11 protein-coding genes are annotated in these 18,570 nt (G+C 38.8%); 5 read left to right on the plus strand and 6 right to left on the minus strand.

What is annotated here, in order from left to right; genetic code table 11:
- Positions 1–16 precede the first annotated feature (16 nt).
- The 4 genes from ACN9MR_RS04445 (at position 17) to ACN9MR_RS04460 (ending at position 6,537) form a co-directional block, all read left to right on the plus strand.
- Positions 17–3,181, plus strand: coding sequence for a glycoside hydrolase family 2 TIM barrel-domain containing protein (locus tag ACN9MR_RS04445; protein ID WP_426328420.1), 3,165 nt, complete (start codon positions 17–19; stop codon positions 3,179–3,181).
- Between the two features lie 113 nt (positions 3,182–3,294).
- A complete protein-coding gene (locus ACN9MR_RS04450) occupies positions 3,295–4,497 on the plus strand; it encodes a glycoside hydrolase family 27 protein (protein WP_426328421.1) in 1,203 nt (400 codons plus the stop codon).
- A gap of 24 nt (positions 4,498–4,521) precedes the next feature.
- A complete protein-coding gene (locus tag ACN9MR_RS04455) occupies positions 4,522–6,030 on the plus strand; it encodes a M60 family metallopeptidase (protein WP_426328422.1) in 1,509 nt (502 codons plus the stop codon).
- Between the two features lie 114 nt (positions 6,031–6,144).
- Entirely contained in the window at positions 6,145–6,537 is a 393-nt protein-coding gene (locus tag ACN9MR_RS04460; RefSeq protein WP_426328423.1) for a hypothetical protein, read from the plus strand.
- Positions 6,538–6,597: 60 nt separating this feature from the next.
- Here the strand turns inward: ACN9MR_RS04460 and ACN9MR_RS04465 are convergent, their stop codons facing one another.
- From ACN9MR_RS04465 to ACN9MR_RS04490, 6 genes are all read right to left on the minus strand, one after another.
- Positions 6,598–7,464, minus strand: coding sequence for an NmrA family NAD(P)-binding protein (locus ACN9MR_RS04465; protein WP_426328424.1), 867 nt, complete (start codon positions 7,462–7,464; stop codon positions 6,598–6,600).
- 79 nt (positions 7,465–7,543) lie between these two features.
- Positions 7,544–8,170, minus strand: coding sequence for a M23 family metallopeptidase (locus tag ACN9MR_RS04470; RefSeq protein ID WP_426328425.1), 627 nt, complete (start codon positions 8,168–8,170; stop codon positions 7,544–7,546).
- 244 nt (positions 8,171–8,414) lie between these two features.
- Positions 8,415–10,226, minus strand: coding sequence for an IucA/IucC family protein (locus ACN9MR_RS04475; protein WP_426328426.1), 1,812 nt, complete (start codon positions 10,224–10,226; stop codon positions 8,415–8,417).
- A 193-nt stretch (positions 10,227–10,419) separates the two neighbouring features.
- Positions 10,420–11,757 carry a lysine N(6)-hydroxylase/L-ornithine N(5)-oxygenase family protein gene (locus tag ACN9MR_RS04480; RefSeq protein WP_426328427.1) on the minus strand — a complete coding sequence of 446 codons (1,338 nt, stop codon included), beginning with the start codon at positions 11,755–11,757 and terminating at the stop codon, positions 10,420–10,422.
- The gene (locus tag ACN9MR_RS04485; RefSeq protein ID WP_426328428.1) at positions 11,758–14,217 is read right to left on the minus strand and encodes a GNAT family N-acetyltransferase; all 2,460 of its coding nucleotides are present in this window, start codon (positions 14,215–14,217) and stop codon (positions 11,758–11,760) included.
- Positions 14,162–15,703, minus strand: coding sequence for a pyridoxal phosphate-dependent decarboxylase family protein (locus tag ACN9MR_RS04490; protein WP_426328429.1), 1,542 nt, complete (start codon positions 15,701–15,703; stop codon positions 14,162–14,164). The genes ACN9MR_RS04485 and ACN9MR_RS04490 overlap by 56 nt, the downstream gene beginning before the upstream one ends.
- A gap of 367 nt (positions 15,704–16,070) precedes the next feature.
- On the opposite strand from ACN9MR_RS04490, the gene ACN9MR_RS04495 reads away from it, so the two are divergent.
- Complete coding sequence (locus ACN9MR_RS04495) at positions 16,071–18,506, plus strand: TonB-dependent receptor (protein WP_426328430.1); 2,436 nt, start codon at positions 16,071–16,073, stop codon at positions 18,504–18,506.
- Positions 18,507–18,570 lie beyond the last annotated feature (64 nt).

An 18,570-nucleotide genomic window follows, 5' to 3' on the forward strand; every position in this document is an offset into this window, starting at 1 on the left:
AAATCATACACACAGAATGAAGCGAAAATTAACCATTTTATTTACATCATTATTTATTGCCGGGCAAATCAGCGCACAAGATCTGCCCTCCGAACTGCAAACCCCCGAAGTGGTTTCGGTAAACCGTTTGCCTATGCGGGCATCAGCTTTTGCTTTTGAAAATCAAGATTTAGCAACTAAAAGAGCTAAAGAAAAATCAGCATATTTTTTATCATTAAATGGTACCTGGAAGTTTAACTGGGTAAAAGATCCACGTAAAAAACCTACCGATTTTTACAAAGTAGATTTTGATGATAAAGGCTGGGATAATTTTAAAGTACCTGCCAACTGGGAAGTGAATGGTTATGGGCTTCCAATTTATGTAAATCAACCATACGAATTTGCCGGCCGACAGCTAACAGGCGCAAAAATGAACCCGCCATTCGATATTCCGGCAGATAATAATCCGGTAGGTTCGTACCGGAAGAAAATCAATATTCCGGCTAACTGGAGCGGTAGAGAGGTATTTATCAGTTTAGGTGCTGTAAAATCTGCATTTTACATCTGGGTAAACGGAAAAAAAGTAGGTTATAGTGAAGATAGTAAACTGGCTGCAGAATTCGATATTACCAAATATGTTAAACCCGGCGAAAATACCATTGCACTTCAGGTTTACAGATGGAGCGATGGTACCTATTTAGAATGCCAGGATATGTGGCGCATTTCAGGTATCGAACGCGAAGTTTATCTTTATTCTACCCCAAAACTGGATATCCGCGATTTCAAGGTTGTAGGTAATTTGGATGCCACTTATATAAACGGATTGCTAAATGTAGATTTAGCAGTAGAAAATTATAAAATAGATCAGCGCACCAACCATAGCCGCCCTGATAGTTTTTATGTAGCGCTTGATTTAGTTGATGCTAAAGGAAATAACGTTTGGAAAGATGCTACCGCAATCCAAAAAGTGCTGGGCAATTATAAAACGGATCTTTCTTTTAAAACACAGATTAATAATGTAAAAAACTGGTCGGCAGAAATTCCTCACTTATATACGCTTTATATTACTTTAAAAGATAAAAACAATAAAATAATCGAGGTAATTCCACAACGCGTGGGTTTCCGTTCGGTAGAAATTAAAGGAAGCGATTTATTGGTTAATGGTAAACGTGTATTTTTAAAAGGCGTAAACAGACACGAACACAATGCCACACAGGGCCATACTTTAACCCATGCCGATATGGAAAAAGATATGGAAATGATGAAAAAACTGAATGTAAATGCAGTTCGTCATTCTCATTATCCGCCAGATCCTTATTGGATGGAACTTTGCGATGAATACGGTTTGTACGTAATAGACGAAGCCAATATCGAATCGCATGGCCGTTATTACAGTTTGGAAACTACTTTTGCAAACGACAAACAATGGCGTATTCCTCATCTTGAGCGCATTACCAGAATGTACGAGCGCGATAAAAATCATGCATCGGTCATTACCTGGTCGTTAGGTAACGAAGCGGGTAATGGTGTTAACTTTTATGAAGCTTACCAATGGCTTAAAGAAAAAGATTTCCGTCCGGTACAGTACGAAAGGGCTGAGAGCGATTTCAATACCGATATGATTGTTCCACAATATCCTTCACCAAATTATCTGCCACGTTATTCAAAACAGGATAAAGAAACACGCCCGTTTATTATGAGCGAGTATGCCCACATTATGGGTAACAGTTTGGGTAATTTTAAAGAATACTGGGATGCCATAGAAAACAACCCTAAACTACAGGGCGGTTTTGTTTGGGAATGGATAGATCAGGCGATCGATACGGTTAAAAATGGCAAACGCATTATGGCTTATGGCGGCGATTTTCCGCTAAGTGGCTCGGTTGATGAAAACTTTAGCGATAACGATTTCTGTGTAAAAGGTGTGGTTACCGCCTACCGGGGTATGACGCCAATGGCAGTAGAATTGAAAAAAGTACATCAATACATCAAAACCACCTTTAACGGTACCAACCAGATCAATGTAAACAATAGCTATTTCTTTAAAGATATCAGCAATGTGCAGTTAAACTGGGAATTGGTAGAAGATGGAAAAGTGATTCAAAGCGGTGTGGTAAATGCGCTTAATGTAGGTGCACGTCAAACACAGCTGTTGAGCTTGCCATTTAAAACGAATTATGCCACGGGTAAAGAATACTTCTTAAATGTGCATTACCGCTTAAAAACACCAGAACCATTTTTAGAAAAAGGTTACGAAATTGCTTACGAGCAGATCGCATTGGCTGGAGCGCCAAAGGCCAATGTTTATACCAGCAACAAAAAATCTTTAAAGGTTGAGCAAACAACAGAAAAAGCTGTGATTAAAGGAAGCGATTTTACCATCACTTTCGATTTAACCAAAGGAATGTTAACAAGCTATGTTTCTAAAGGACAAGAATTATTGGCTTCAGGTTTACAACCAGGCTTTTACCGTGCACCAACCGACAACGATATCGGTGCAGGCTTAAATACCAAATTACGTATGTGGCGTAATGTGTACCAGGATAACAATGCAGGTAACATTAGATCAACTGTAAATTCAACTGCTGATGGCTTTAGCCTAACCATTAAATCGTCACTACTTAAAGGTGATGCAGAAACTACACAAGAATTTAATGTATCTGCCGACGGAACAGTTAAAGTAAATAATCAATTTAAAGCCGTAACGGGCAACTACAAAAGTTTAATGCGCATTGGCAACGATCTGCAGCTGAAAAATGATTACAGTAATATTCAATGGTATGGCCGTGGACCGGGTGAAAATTACATGGATAGAAAAACAGCATCATTAATTGGAATTTATAAATCAACGGTTTCTGACCAGTATTTCCCTTATGCACGTCCACAGGAAAGTGGTAATAAAACTGATGTGCGTTGGGTAACTTTTACCAATAAAGCAGGTAAGGGCTTACGTTTCGAATTTGCTGATCAGTTGTTGAGCTTTAATGCATTGCCATATTCGGTAGAAGATCTAGATCCAGAGGCAGAGAAAAAACAATATCACTCTGGCGAACTGGTAAAACGTAACCAGATTTATGTACACATGGATATGCAGCAATTAGGTGTTCAAGGGATCGATAGTTGGGGATCTATGCCATTAATCCAATACCAGATCCCGTTTAAAGATTACCAGTACAGCTATTATATCAAACCGATTAACTAAATGACTATTATTCGCCATTGCGAGGCACAAAGCAATCTTTTTCAATCGGATTGCTTTATGCCAAGTAATGATTTGGATAAAAAATTTTAATACTGAAGTCTAACCAAAATAAAATGAAACTTATCAAAATCTGCTTTAGCTTGTTGCTGTTTTCTCAACTTAGCTTTGCACAAGAAACTAAATTAGCTGCCACACCACCAATGGGCTGGATGAGCTGGAATATTATGTCCGAAAATCCCAACGAAAAGGATATTAAAGAAATGGCCGATGCTATGGTCAGCAGCGGAATGGTGAAGGCAGGTTATCAGTATATCTTTTTAGATGATTGTTGGCAAGGTGGCCGCGATAATAAAAACAATATTATTGCTGACCCAAAGAAATTTCCTTCAGGCATTAAAGCCCTGGCCGATTATCTGCATAACAAAGGGATGAAACTGGGGATCTATTCTGATGCCGCTCCTTTAACCTGCGGCGGTTATACCGCAAGTTTAAATTTTGAAGATCAGGATGCTAAAACTTTTGCTTCATGGGGGATAGATTATTTAAAATATGACTATTGCAATGCTCCAGAGGATGTTGAAACTGCTAAAACCCGTTATGGTAAAATAGCACAGGCGCTACGCAAATCGGGTAGAGATATTGTATTGGGAATCTGCGAATGGGGTCCACGCGAACCCTGGAACTGGGGTGCACAGGTTGGCGGACAGAGCTGGCGTACTACTTACGATATCAGGGATAAATGGAATGATGTAGAAGGTAAGGGTGGAGTTGGTATTTACAATGTGGTAGATAAAACAGCCGGATTAGCTAGCTTTTCAGGCCCGGGTAAATGGAACGATGGAGATATGTTGGTGGCAGGTTTACATGGCACAAAAGGCCCTTCATCAGCTTTTAATGGCAAAGGTTGTACCCAGGCTGAATATCAGAGTCAAATGAGTTTGTACAGTATGCTTAATTCGCCGTTATATGCAAGTTGCGATATCCGTAAAATGGATAATGAGGCAAAAACCATTTTCATAAATGAAGAAGTAATTGCATTAAACCAAGATGTTTTGGGCAAACAGGCCGAAAGAAAAATCAAAACCGATAGCTGGGATGTTTTTGTTCGTCCTTTAGCCAATGGAGATTTCGCGATTGCGATTTTAAATAAATCGACAGCTGCCCAAAATACAAAAATAAACTTTGCCGAGTTAGGACTGACTGATAAATATGAGATCAGGGATTTATGGGAACATAAAGTAATTGGCAAAAATAATAAGTGGAATGGTGAGGTAACTGCTCACGAAACCAAGGTTTTCCGCCTAAAAAAAGTATAACATAACAACAAACCAAACACACAAATGAAATCACTATTATCCCTTGCATTAGTAGCAACAGGCTTAAGCACCTTTGCGCAAGATGTAGCAAAAGATCCCGCAACAATTGTCATTACAGCGCAGCACACCCTTTCTAAAAGCGATACCGTATTTAGAAAAGCCATTGCCAAATGGAGTGATGAAACGCTAAAAAGTACAGATTATAAGAACATAAAAGCACAACCATCGGCTGAGTTTTTTCCAGGTGCAGTAAAGACGGGTTTCCAATTTGTAAATAAAACAGTAAGTATTGAGCATAAAAAAATGGCCGATAGTTTAGTCTCAATTGTATCTACCCTTGGCTACTCTGGTTACGATAATGCGACCATGTACAGTACAGGTTTATACGCAAAAGCTGGTGAGTATATTGAGATCGATGTACCCAAAGATGCCAATGTAAACGAACTTGAAGTTCAAATCGGTGCACATAGCGATCGGCTGAATTATTGGGTAGCAGGCAAGGAAGATTGGCGCAGGATGCCGATTATAACCAAGAAACAGCAATTGGTTATTGGTAAAAACAGATTAGCGTCGCCTTTTGGTGGGCTGATTTACATTAATATTAAACCTAAGGCGGAAAGTAGAAAAATTGATTTCAAGATTAGCCATGCCGTTGCAGCCCCACTTTTTGTATTGGGCAAAAGCACGCAGAGCGATTGGGAGAGTCAATTAAAAAACAATAAAGCACCTTGGGGCGAAATGGCTACTGAAAATGTGATTTTAACATTGCCTGATAGTGTATTACAAACCATCAAAAATCCTGAAGAAGTATTAAAACTATGGGATTTAGTTGTACTTGGAGAACTGGATCTGGCCAATATGCCCGCACCGTTTTACAGGGCTCAACGTATGGTGCCAGATGAGCATATCGGTGGGGGATATATGCATAGCGGTTATCCGATCATGATCCACCATTCTCCAACGAGAAAAATGCTCTCGAACGAAATTATGGCCAATCCTGAGTTGCTGATGAAACCAAGCAAGGGAGGGGCAAACTGGGGCTTTTTTCACGAAATTGGTCATAACATGCAGAATTTGAACTGGGTTTTTGGTGGCACTACCGAAGTGAGCAATAACTTCTTTTCAATTTATATGTTCGATAGGTTAATGGGCGGACGCGACGATTCGCATACGGGCGTATCAAGTGCAAATACGCAAAAGATGATGAAAAAATATTTTGCCGAAGGTGCGAGTTATGAAAAATGGAAAAGTGATGCCTTTTTGGGCCTGATCATGTTCCGCCAAATGCAGGAAGGTTTTGGATGGGAAAGCTTTAAAGCATTTTTTAAAGAATACCAAAAAATCGGACCAAGCATAGGCAGGTTAAACGATCAGCAAAAACGCGATTTATGGGTGAAGACTTATTCTAATGTGGTAAAAAGAAACTTAGCTCCATTTTTTAATACCTGGGGTGTAGGTATAAGTGAAGAAACGCAGAAAGAGCTGAGCGGACTTCATGCCTGGAAACCTTATAATTTTCCTCCTGTAAACTAACTGTAAAACTTCCAGATCTGTGAGGTTTCTTAGCATCTTGCCAATAAACCTCATAGGTCTTAAGGGATGTAGCGTTTTTATTTTAATTCCCGTTTTAGGTTAAAAGTAACAACGATGAAACGGATACTATTTATTTTAAGTTCAATTGTGCTGGTAATGAGTTTGATATGGGCTTGTACTGATCGCGATGAACCCATGCGGAATGTTGATCAGTCAGAATTAGAAAAGCTTTACAAAGACATCGAAAAATCGGCTCAGCAGTTTACTTGTGAAAATGCAGGCGAATGGAAATTCACTGCTATCGGATCTAAAGCCTGCGGAGGCGCATCAGGTTACATTGCTTATTCTGTAAAAATAGATGAAAGCACTTTTCTGAAAAAGGTTGAACAATTTACCAAACTACAAGCCGATTATAATCAAAAATATGGTGTATATTCAGATTGTGCATTGGTAATTCAACCGAAAGGGGTAACCTGCGATAATGGGAAACCTAAATTTACATATTGAGATTTAATGCTATATCAGATATTTCTGTTCTGACAATACCAATATTTATAACCACTTATTTTAATTGTCTCGTAGCGCATTTTCGAAGTATTCGGAAATGCGCGTTTTTAATGTAACAACAGTAGTTCCCTTGTTCTCAGGATAAGTTTTGCCATCCACTACAGTTTGGGTCATATCAATAAAATTTTTGCTGGCATCTGGTGTAAAGCCCATTTTCTGCAGGGTTCTGTTCCATTCGTTCGGCGGAATTTGTTTCGCTTTAACCTCTTTATTTAATACTTTTTCAAAAGCTGCAGCTACATCGTCAGAACTTAGTTTTTCGGGTCCAACAATTTCATAGATCTTAGATTGACTATCTTCCATTAAAACATCAGTTACAAATGAAGCTACATCCATTGGTGAGGCCATAGGTAAGGTTAAGTCGGTAGGGTAAAAAGTGGGTAGTTTTCCGTTCTTTTTAACTTCGGGCAGCTGAGCTAACCAATTGCTGTAATAATATGCAGGACGAATAAAAATCTGGGGAATGATCAGATCTGTAAAAGCATGCTCTAGCATGTACGACATTAGTAAATTACCCGTCCCTTTACTGTATTGTGCACCAATTGACGATAATCCGACAACTTTTTTAATTGAAGACCTGTTAATGGCTTTATTGTAATTTTCCAGGATAGTTTTTGTTTCACCTAACACATCTTCTGTTTTTCCAGTTTCAGGTGTTAAAGCAAAAAGGGTATCACCGCCTTTAAAAGCTTCGATTAATGAATTTAAATCCATAGCATCGGCAATGGCTACTTCTGCACCTTTTTCTTTAATTACTGAAGCTTTATCGGGATGATGAACAACTGCTTTAACGCTTAATTTTTTAGCCAATAAATGATCTACAATAGCTGAACCAACCTGACCGGAAGCACCTAAGATTACGTACATAACAAAATAATTTAGTTACGAGCGTTTTCTTAATCAACAAGAAAAAAAGGGCTTGGTTTATATTTTTTTGAATTTGTTATTATTTGATATGTTCTTTTATAAATAGCTGAGGGTTATAAAACCGTTCGTTAAGTTGTTTATTATTAAAAGTTAGCCAGCTTGCACAGCCATAATCATCGAATTTTTTTCTGATTTCTAAATGAAGATGATGATAATCGCCACCATACTTTTTACTTTCCTGAGGTGTAAATAACCTGGCCAATTTGGTGTTTTGATCAACATTCTGGCCATTGCTTACATAAACTTCTTTAAGGTGCTTGTAGGTGGTAAACATGGTTAATCCGCTCGGAAGCTTATGTTTAACCACAACTGTACGCTGGTTTTCGCCCAAATGGACAGAGCAGACTATTCCATTGGCCATGGCGTAAACATTAATCAGTTTTGCTTTAGGCTGTGCAGGATTAATATCAATAGCCGTGTGTATGTGCCCTTTAACATAACTATCTCTATGATCGCCAAAAATGCTGATGATTCTGATATTATTTATTTTTTTACGGTTAGCCACATCAAAAGGAAGAAACCAGTTATCGGCAGTTTTTGTAGGAGCAGTATCGTTATAATAAGGTTTCCAGCGATCGCGGTCTTTTTCAATTGTAGGGGTTTCGAATAAAAGTGTCGATAAAAAGATAAATACTAATGTTTTCATGCTAAAGATTTATAAAGCAAGATAATGATTTTATCGGTATAAACTATTTTTATAGTTTAAAAAGAGTTGTCAACTTTTATAAGCTTTCGCTGGAAAGTTGACAACTCTGATTGCAAACGACGATTTATTTTTTTTTTGTGGTGTCAGATGTTACCATCTGACATTATCGAAATAATTTTTGAATCGTAATTTACTGGCATTTATTAACCTAACAGTCAGATGGTAACATCTGACTGCACATCAATTATACCATCACATCTTCCTTCAAAGCCTCTGCAGCCGGATTAACCAGTGTTCCGATCAACTCAGGAACCGGAACATCGGTACTTTCGCTATAACCATGCGTTAACAACCTTACGCGATTTATGCACACCCTGATAAATTCGGGTACAAACAGGTCAAATTTTTCGAATTTTGCAGCTAGTTCGGGATTTTCCTGTTGAAATTCCAAAATTACATCAGCCACCTGGCGCCAGAATTGCTTTTCATCTAACCCAGCATAGCTGTGGAAAATATTGCTAAGGTACCTGAAAACGGCATCAAATATTCCTGAGAGGATAAACAAAGGCGCCAATTCATCATTAATTTCCCTTAAAACATCTACCAGATCATTCGGTAATTTTGCTTTAGATTCTTCTGTTAGTACAATTTCTTCCACAAAATCTTTAATGATAATCCGTTCCGGAACACCATTTTTCATTACTAAAATGGTGTTTTCACCATGCGGACTAAAGAAAAAGGCATGCTTATAAAAGATTCTTAATACCGGCTTTAAATAGGCCGATAAATAAGCATTTAACCAGGTTTCTGCATCCAATCCAGATTTTTCGATCAATGCCTGTACCATGCTTTTACCATTGTCATCTACATAAAGTAGACTGGCCATTGTCATGATGTTTTCGCCTTCTAACAGATAATTTTCGGCACTCTCACGCCAGATTGCACCTAAAAACTCCTGATATTGATATGGAGAATCCGGAATTTCACTGTATTGTGGGTGGGTATAAGCTACTGTAGCTACTTCGCCCAAAAGTACCACACGGGTCTGTTTTAAATACTCATCCCCCTGAAGCATGTCTTTTGCCCATTGGGTTACCTTTGGTGCAATAGCGAGTTTTTTAGGCGAAAGTCCCCTGAAAATCGATGTGTTTAAAATAGAAATGGCCGTTTTTACGTAATGTTTTTTAGTTTCGCTTACATTAAAAAAGGTCCGTATACTGTTTTGGCACATGTATTCATCATTGCCTAAGCCAACAGGTATAATTAAATTATGGGCAATATCGTGTGCAAGTTGCAATACGATTTTATTGTTCCATTGCCATTCGTGAACAGGGATAAAAAAATAATCTTCAGGTTGTAACTGCTGTTGGATTAATACCTGATTAAAATCGTGAACCTGCTTTAAGCTGAGTTCTTCATTATAAAAAGAAAATGGAGAAATGCTTTCGATACTTTTAAATTCTGCTCTTGTTTTATGTACCGCTAGCCAAGCCAATTGCGTTCTTTGAGCAGCTTCTGGGGCATATTTTCCTTGGTCGCTATGGTTAAATCCGATCCGTCCTTTGTTGATGGTGGCCCAGGGATGTCCATCCATTTGATGTTCGATGGTTTGGTAATCAGCATTGGCTAATTCATCAGCAGTTAACCTGCCTTTTTGATGAATGTAAGCATCGGCATATAAAGTATTTAGGGTTTCTTCAACAAAATGAGCTAAAGTAAATGGTTTAATGCCGAAAGTCTGTTGTAGTTCGGTATAAAAAGCCGGAGCGTTGTTTACGGCTACACTTTCGCCATTTACAAATTTTTTGATACTCCGTTTATCTATATGCAGGTAATCTAAAGCACGCTGTTGACCTGAAAAAGTATAATAGATCTCATCAGAATCGGTAGCAAGGCGGAAATCAGAATTTCCTTGTTCATCTGTATTGATCAGCATTGGTTCAGCTAATTTTTCGTGCATCAACTCTACGATCGATTTTGCGATGTAGTTGCGGTTTACTTTATCCCAGATTTCTTTATTTAAAGGTTTTATGTGATTGAAGTTGTTGTAATTCATGGTATTAATTTTTTATTTGTGTTAGTTCAGAGTTGATTATGTTCTCTGTGAGATACTGTCATGTTGAGCCTGTCGAAACACATTCAACAATATTTAACTAAGTCCTTCGACAAGCTCTCCGTAGGAGTCCTATGGACAGGATGACAAATCTTTGGTTTAGTCTGGATTTAAAATCCCGACCGACATGTTCAATTTAATCTTCAGATAATTGCAGCACTGCGTTAGATAATTCATTTTCCTGTATTTCATCTGCTACGCTAAACTGCTGGAAAGCAATCCGTTTTTCTACATTATAGATTTCGAAGCCTAAAATGGCATTGATAATGAATGCATTGCGATAGGCACCCATGCCCAGATCGGGTGTTACGAAACCGTGGGTATGCAGTTCAGCATTTTGAACAAAGATTTCGTTTCCGTTTACATCAATAGCATAGTTGCGGTGTACCTGAAAAAGTCCGTCGCTATTGCGCGCTATGCGATCATTGATATTAGATAGGAAGTTTGGCTCATTATATTTATAACCAGTTGCCAATACCACAAAATCAGTATCAACGGCAAAATCTTTTTCGCTTTCGATATGAAAAAAATCGAGCTGATATTTGCCGTCTGTTTTTACTGTTAAATTGTTTAGTTGGCAGTTGGGCATCAATTCGGCATTTACCTTTTCGCCATCAACACTCAATTCGTAAAGTTTATCGAAAATCTGGTTAATCAGTTCGAAGTTTATACCTTTAAACAGCGAATTTTGTTTTCCTAAAAGCTGTTTGCGTTTGGTATCACTAAGGTTATAAAAGTGGTCTACATATTCGGGCGAAGTAAGTTCAAGTGTCAACTTAGAATACTCCATCGGGAAAAAGCGATCAGGTCGGGTAAACCATTTTAATTTTAAACCATTCTCCGTTTCAGGCAATAAATCGTAGAAAATTTCGGCTGCACTCTGTCCTGAGCCAATTATCGACACCGTTTTTTGCTCTAGTAAAGTAGATTTAAACTTTAAATACGCTGAAGAGTGTATCGCGTTTTTATGAACGGGTGTAATAAAGCTGGGGACTTTTGGGGCTGTTCCTGTTCCGAGTACGATTTTCTTGGTAAAAATAGTTTCGCTTGCTTGTGTTACTTGATCAACTTTTTCAACCTGATAAACACCATCAATATAATTTATACTGATTACTTTCTGTCCGAAATGGCAGTTTTGCAGATGATTAATCGCCCATTTACAATAAGCATTGTATTCCTTTCGTAATACAAAAAAATCTTCTCTAATGTAGAATTTGTAAAGGCGATCTGTTTGCTTAAGATAGTTTAAAAAGCTGTACGGACTGGTTGGATCGGCCATGGTAACCAGATCGGCCATAAAGGGAACCTGTAGGGTGGCATCGTTTAACATCATACCAGGGTGCCAGTTAAATTCGCTCGCCTGATCTAAAAATAAGGTTGATAAGCTGTTTATTGGGGCACACAGGGCCGCCAAACCCAAATTAAATGGGCCAATACCGATTCCTACAATGTCGTATGTTTTTTGGTTCTGCATTTAAATTTCCTCCGTTTCAAACTGTGCTAACTTAATCATGGCATGTGCTTTGGCTTCAGGAAACTTTTCCCAGTACCAATCGCGGTAGCAGAAGGTAAGATTGGCCATTTTGTAAGGCATCTGGATCACTTTTTCTAATTTGAAGCCTAGTCGGGTTACAAAAATGTGCATTGCCCGGCTTTCAACAGCTGCTTCGCCGATGCATTTACCTACTTCGGGTTGTTCGAAAATGAAATCCATTAAAGCCTGGCCGGTTTCAAAACTGAATTTTTTATCTTTATCTGTTGGCGCAATCAGCAAATGCGCACCATAGTCGGTTGTTAAGGCCTCGTAGCAGGCACCTACACCATCGCGCATAGGCCAGTAAGGCTCTATGGTAAACGTGGGTTCGCCGTTTATTTCGCCTATAAAACTGTGCGATGAATCGTTTGGCAATAAGGTTCTGTAGAATAGTTCTAAACCTCTAATCGGTCCATCCATCTTCCAAATGGGTTTGGCATGTTCCTGGTTAAACCAATCATGAACCATTTCCAGATCGCGGTCGATATTAAACGGACGGATATTGATTGTTATATTTTCTTTTGGGAAAAACCTGCTGTACAGCACCTCTTTGGTTTTCGGCTTGATCAGGTTTTCGGAGAAGAAATATTTAGATAGAGGATTCGGAAATTCACGGTAAATAGCCGGATTATCGATAGGTGCACTGGCCTCGTCGATATTGCAGAGATTGGTCAACAGGTTACCTTTTACCTCCCAGCTACGGCGGTTGATGATATAATCTACCAAACCTGTAGTGTCGCTGTTTTCGAATTGTTTAAACTCCAGATAAACGAGATCAATCAAGGTTTTCTCATCGGCGAGATTGTTGCTTGCAATGGCATTTACTACGCCTAAAATGTTGTTGATGAGCAGGTAATAGGTAAGTTTTGGCAGGATATATGCATTTGGTACAATAGAGCCACTTTCTGTAGCAATACCAGGAGATACTTTTTCTAATGCCTCTGCTTTGGCGTCACTAAAGAAAAAGCCCTGATTATCCCTGAAATAAAGTTTGGCAGGATAATAATCTTTACCCAGTTCTACCATCACATTTTGCTGATGGAACTCAAATGCCATCCCGAAATTGTTGTAAAGCCCAACAATCGGCGCAACGCAAAGGTGCAGGTATTGTTTAAACCAGTTTACAGCAGTATGGGCAATCGTTTTGTTTTTACTGATCGCTGCTTCTTCAATGATGTTTGCAATCCTTGGTTTTTGGCCTAATAAAGCATCCTGACAAAGCGCGGCCAAAAGGGTTACATTTTTCTCGGCACCTTCACCCTTAAAAGGATTGTGTCTGATACTGATATTAAAACCATCAATGGTTTCGCCTTTATAGTTTACGGTGATAAATGCAGGATCGGTAATAAATTCAATTTCCGGAAATTCGGCTTTGGCTGCTTTGCCGTATTCGGTCTTTAGAAGTTTACTTATGTCATAGCCACGGTGAAGCTCTCTAACCAGGTTAACCCTTTGCGAGTTAGTTATTTTTACGTGTAACGAAAATTTAAGCATCCAATCGCTCGATGCATTGTAAACTGTCCTTACCGAAGATGTTGGTGTATAGAATTCTCCAAAATGTCCGAGATAAAACAGGAGCTTTTCTTCCTGCATCGCTTTTACGCTAGGGAGGGTAAGCAGGTATTCAGCCTCCCATGGATGCATGGGTACAACTTTATGGTCTGGGTGTTGATCGAGTAAATGAATGGTTTCAGTATGATTACTATCTAACAATTCAATTCTGAAAAGATCAGTCATGTCAAAACCTTCCGCATTTTTCTCAACAATATTTTTGGCTGAGATCAGGAAATAGGCCAGCTGGAAACGACCTTGGGTTTCTGGTGAATATTTAAAAAGCTCTTCTTTATTGTTAAAACCGGATCTCCCTTTAGGAAGTGGATGTGCATTGTGACCTAAAAACAAGGATTGCTCAGCCTCAATAAAATTCATTTTAGCAAAATTTGCAGGCCTGCCATTCTGTTTGAAGAACGATAAAAATGCTTCAAGATTTTCTACACTATTGGCTAAACGTTGTTTTACCAGATTAGCATCAACATCAGGAAATTCTTCGGCGCTGAATTTAATAGCCAGTTCCATAAACCTGTAAATGCTGATCGGACTGATAACATCTGTAGTAACATTTCGTTCGATTATGGGGAAATTGAACACATGCCGGCCACTATCAGCGTAAAATTTTAAAGGCGCATATACCTCGAACCCAATAGCCGTAAAATCGAACCTGATGTGCAAACGATTGGTTGTCGTAACCAGGTAATTGGCTAAAGAATCATCATATTTAGGGATGCCGACGTAGCGACTCCAGTTATTAAATTCCCTGCAATAACTGTTTAGAAGTGCATTAAAATTAGTTTCTTCTGAAATCTGCTGAAGTTTGATTGAGTCTAACGTATTCGTTTCCATGTTTTTTAATAATTTTAATAATGTTTTCAATATCGCTGATGGTAGTAAGCGGATTAAGTAGGGTAAATTTGAGGTAGAATTGCTGGTTAATCTTAGTGCCGGCAACCAATACCTTTCCTTGGTTAAACATGGCTTTTTTGATGTACTGGTTCATGGCACAAACATCTAAGCGAACATTTTTTGGTCGGTAGCGGAACACCAATGCACTGATGTCTGATTCGTTCATTAGCTCAAAATCACTATCAAAATGTAACAGATCGGCAATTTTGGCTGCGGTTTCGATAATCGTATCAAAATAACCTCCTAATTTGTTTCTGCCCATCATCCTTAGCGTAAACCAGAGTTTTAAAGCATCAAAGCGTCGGGTGGTTTGTATCGATTTGTTTACCTGGTTGGGTAAGCCATCCTCATCATGATCTTTTGGATTTAAATAATCGGCATGGTGTGTAATCAGGTTGAAAAAGTTTTTATCCCGTACCAGGAAACCGCTGCTACTTACCGGCTGGAAGAAAGATTTATGATAATCAACCGTAACCGAATGGGCCAGCTCAATTCCATTCAGCAAACTGCGGTACTTATCCGTTAGCAGTAAACCACAGCCATAGGCTGCATCGATGTGGAACCAGGTATTGTATTTTTTACTGATGGAAGCAAGTTCTTTCAGCGGATCAACATTTCCGAAATCGGTAGTTCCTGCTGTGCCTACAATGGCAATAGGGATGTTGCCCTGATTAATTTCGCGGTTAATAGCGTCTTCCAATAAAACGGTATTCATCCTAAAGCTGCGATCGGTTTTGATCTTGATTACCGATTTTTCGCCTAAACCTAAAAGGGAGGCATTTTTCTGAATACTGAAGTGCGCTTTTTCCGAAACAAAAATCCTGAAACGAGCAGCTTCCTGCGGTAGACCGTCTACCTTAATATTGTGATTTAGTACAGTAATGGAATAATGATCGCGGGCCAATAAAAGCCCCATTAAATTGCTTTGGGTACCACCACTAGTAAAAATACCGTCTGCTTTTTTGCTGTAACCGATCTGGTCGCAGGTCCATTCGATCAGCTTTTGCTCAATTAATGTACCTCCGGCACTTTGGTCCCAGGTATCGATTGATGAGTTTATGGCCGAAATCATGACCTCTGCAGCCACCGCTGGAATAACAATCGGACAATTTAAATGGGCAATATAAGCAGGGTGGTGGAAGGCCACCGCATGGCTGGTATAAAGCTGTTCAACTTCTTTAAGTAAAGCATCGTAATTGTCGTGCGTTTTTTCAAATTCAATCGAATCAAACATCGGTCTTAAGTCCGACGGCGATACACCACTAAAAGGCTGTTGATTGTTGTTGAGGAATTTTTTTACCGCCTGGGTAACTTTTCCTATTGCATGCAGGTACTCTGCTTCATTTTCGTGGTGAAAGATTTCCTTGGTTGGACTTTCCGTAAGGAAATCAATAAGTTCATGTTTTTCGAGGTCTGATGTAAACATTAGTTTTTCAATTTTTCAAAAGATTAAGGTTAAAAGGCAATAAATTAGGGCATATCAATGCCACATTTTTCAAATAATACTTGGTTTGAGCGGCTTAAAAAAATCGATCGATTTTGACCATGATTCTGTTTGCTAAGGTATATTTTTATTTAGATTGATTAAAAATAATATTTAAAATATTTTTAACACATTGTTAGTAAGTTGTTTGCTGGTTGATGATTAATCGTTTTAGTATAACTGAAGAGAAAAAATAAATTATTTTATTTGGATTTAATCTAAATAAATGATTGATTTGCGCAAAAAAATAATAATCATTGATGAACTAAATCATGATAGCTTCATTACCATTAAAACCAAATTTATACGAATGAAAAATCTATACTTAATTGCAATCCTTGTCTGTGGATTTATTTTAACAGGCAAAGCTCAAACCGTTACCGGAAAGGTAATTGGAGAAACCGCACCACTCGCGGGGGCAAATATTAAAGTTGAAGGTAAAAATGCTTCAGCTACAACAGCTGCCGATGGTAGCTTTGAATTAAAGTTAACCGAAGGTTCTTACAAATTACAGGTGAGTTATGTAGGGTATACTACCATACTGCAAAAAGTGAGTTTAACTAAAGATCAGACCGTTAATTTGACCCTTTATTTAAGCCCAACATCGAATATGCAAGAGGTTGTGGTGGTTTCATCGCGTAAACCGACCAAAATCAGCGAGATACCGGGTACGGTTTGGGTAGTAGACGGTGCAAAAATCCAGGAACAGGCAAGGGCAGGGATCCCACTTAAACAAACCTTAGCACAATTAATTCCGAGTTTAGATGCCGGGCCGGAAGGACGTACCAACTACGGACAGAACCAACGGGGCAGAGATGCATTGGTGATGATTGATGGTGTATCGTTAAACAGTACACGTGGTGTAAGCCGTCAGTTCGAATCAATAGATCCTTTCAACATCGAACGTATTGAGGTGTTATCTGGTGCAAGTGCGGTTTATGGCGGTGGTGCAACAGGTGGTATTATCAATATTATTACTAAAAAAGGACAGGATAGTCAGCCAAGTTTCACTACACAAGTTGGTATGCGCAGCGGTTTAAAAGAAAAAAGTGATCATGATGTACGTGTGGCACAGGCTATTTCTGGCGGGAGCAGAGATTGGAACGGACGCATTGGTATGGCTTTCCAAAAAAACAATGCAGCTTATGGTGCAGATGGAAAACAGATCTTTACCGATATTACACAAACCGATTTACAGTATAACCAATCATTCGATTTTTTCGGAAGTACCGAATTTAAATTGACTGAGTATCAAAAACTATCGGTGAATGCTCAATATTACAATTCGGGTTACCGTGGAGATAAAGACCTTTTCCTGGGTGCAAATTATGGTGGATTATTATCAAATCCAGCGCTTTTAGAAATGAGAAACGGTTATTCATCAGATGTTGATCCAAAAACAAGCAGGGCGAATATCAATGCCAATTACCAGGCAAGCGACATTTTGGGTGGGCAAACACTTTATGTACAGGCAGCGGCAAGAAACGAACAATTTAGCTTTCACCCATTCCCAGGGCAAGCGGCAATACCGCAAAGACTTTACAGTGGTTCATCCATCCAAAATACAAATTATAGTGCTTTAAAACTGGTATTGAACAAAGACTGGAACAGATTGAACCTTACTTATGGTATTGATGCAGATAACGAAAATTTTAACGCACAGCAAGCCTTGTTTGATCGGACAAAGGCCTTTGCATCTGGTGGTTTAAACAACAGTACAATAGCCACTATTGCCCGTTATCCTAATTTCAGGGTAAATGGGTTATCAGGCTTTTTACAGGCACAGGTTAAGGTAACCGACTTTTTAAGCCTGTCCGGCGGTGTGCGTCAGCAGCGTATGTTTGTTAAGGTTGGCGATTTTGTAGGCACCGCTGCTTCTGTACCTTTAGCTTATGGTGTAGGCAGAACAGCTACAGCTATTGCTGGCGGTGAAAATCATTACGATGTGAATTTATTAAATGGTGGTTTAGTATTTAAAATCAATGCGGCTCAACAAGCATGGCTTAATTTCTCGCAAGGCTTTAACCTGGCCGATCCGGCAAAATATTACGGACAGGGTACTTATACCCTGGTAGGCACCAACTATAATTTAGGCAACTCGATCAATGTTGGAAGTTCTCCTTTAACAGGTATCAAAACAGAACAGTACGAAGCCGGTTATCGTTACCGCACAGGTGTATTTAATGCACAGGTAGCGGGTTTTTATGCCTTATCTGATAAAAATGTAAAAACCAATAGTACATTCAATATTGAAGTTTTTGATGAGAATGTAAGAAATTTAGGTGTTGAAGGTTCATTATCATTGAACCTGAAAAATGGTTTTGAAGCTGGTGTAAATGGTTTGTACATTAAAACACAGAAACAAAATGCTGATGGTACCTGGTCATTACAGGATGTAACCGTTGCAAGTCCATCAAAAATTGCAGGTTATCTGGGTTATAACGGAAAAGTTTTTGGAATAAAGGCACAGGCTTTCCACTCATTTGATTCGAAAGGTTATGCTACAGTTGGAAATGTTGTGGTACAAAATGAGTTAAAAGGCTTTACTACTGTTGATTTATTGGGTTCGGTTAAATTATTTACCGGAAGTTTATCATTTGGTGTACAAAACCTGTTGAACAAAAATTACCAAACAGTTTGGAGCCAACGTTCATCAATTTTGTATGCGTCATTAGCCAGACCAGAAACCTTTTATTATGCAGGCCGCGGCCGTACGTATAATTTAACTTATACGCTTAATTATTAAAATTATTGATCGTCATCTCGACTGGAGCGTAGCGGAATGGAGAGATCTATCTTAATAGATTTCT

The sequence above is a fragment of the Pedobacter sp. R-06 genome (genome assembly GCF_049913135.1).
Lineage (GTDB): Bacteria > Bacteroidota > Bacteroidia > Sphingobacteriales > Sphingobacteriaceae > Pedobacter.

What these genes read in the sequence shown, in the direction of transcription:
- ACN9MR_RS04465 (WP_426328424.1), bottom strand. Translation starts at nt 7,464, where the DNA reads ATGTACGTAATCTTAGGTGCTTCCGGTCAGGTTGGTTCAGCTATTGTA.
- ACN9MR_RS04450 (WP_426328421.1), top strand. Translation starts at nt 3,295, where the DNA reads ATGAAACTTATCAAAATCTGCTTTAGCTTGTTGCTGTTTTCTCAACTT.
- ACN9MR_RS04485 (WP_426328428.1), bottom strand. Translation starts at nt 14,217, where the DNA reads ATGGAAACGAATACGTTAGACTCAATCAAACTTCAGCAGATTTCAGAA.
- ACN9MR_RS04470 (WP_426328425.1), bottom strand. Translation starts at nt 8,170, where the DNA reads ATGAAAACATTAGTATTTATCTTTTTATCGACACTTTTATTCGAAACC.
- ACN9MR_RS04460 (WP_426328423.1), top strand. Translation starts at nt 6,145, where the DNA reads ATGAAACGGATACTATTTATTTTAAGTTCAATTGTGCTGGTAATGAGT.
- ACN9MR_RS04480 (WP_426328427.1), bottom strand. Translation starts at nt 11,757, where the DNA reads ATGCAGAACCAAAAAACATACGACATTGTAGGAATCGGTATTGGCCCA.
- ACN9MR_RS04445 (WP_426328420.1), top strand. Translation starts at nt 17, where the DNA reads ATGAAGCGAAAATTAACCATTTTATTTACATCATTATTTATTGCCGGG.
- ACN9MR_RS04455 (WP_426328422.1), top strand. Translation starts at nt 4,522, where the DNA reads ATGAAATCACTATTATCCCTTGCATTAGTAGCAACAGGCTTAAGCACC.
- ACN9MR_RS04490 (WP_426328429.1), bottom strand. Translation starts at nt 15,703, where the DNA reads ATGTTTACATCAGACCTCGAAAAACATGAACTTATTGATTTCCTTACG.
- ACN9MR_RS04495 (WP_426328430.1), top strand. Translation starts at nt 16,071, where the DNA reads ATGAAAAATCTATACTTAATTGCAATCCTTGTCTGTGGATTTATTTTA.
- ACN9MR_RS04475 (WP_426328426.1), bottom strand. Translation starts at nt 10,226, where the DNA reads ATGAATTACAACAACTTCAATCACATAAAACCTTTAAATAAAGAAATC.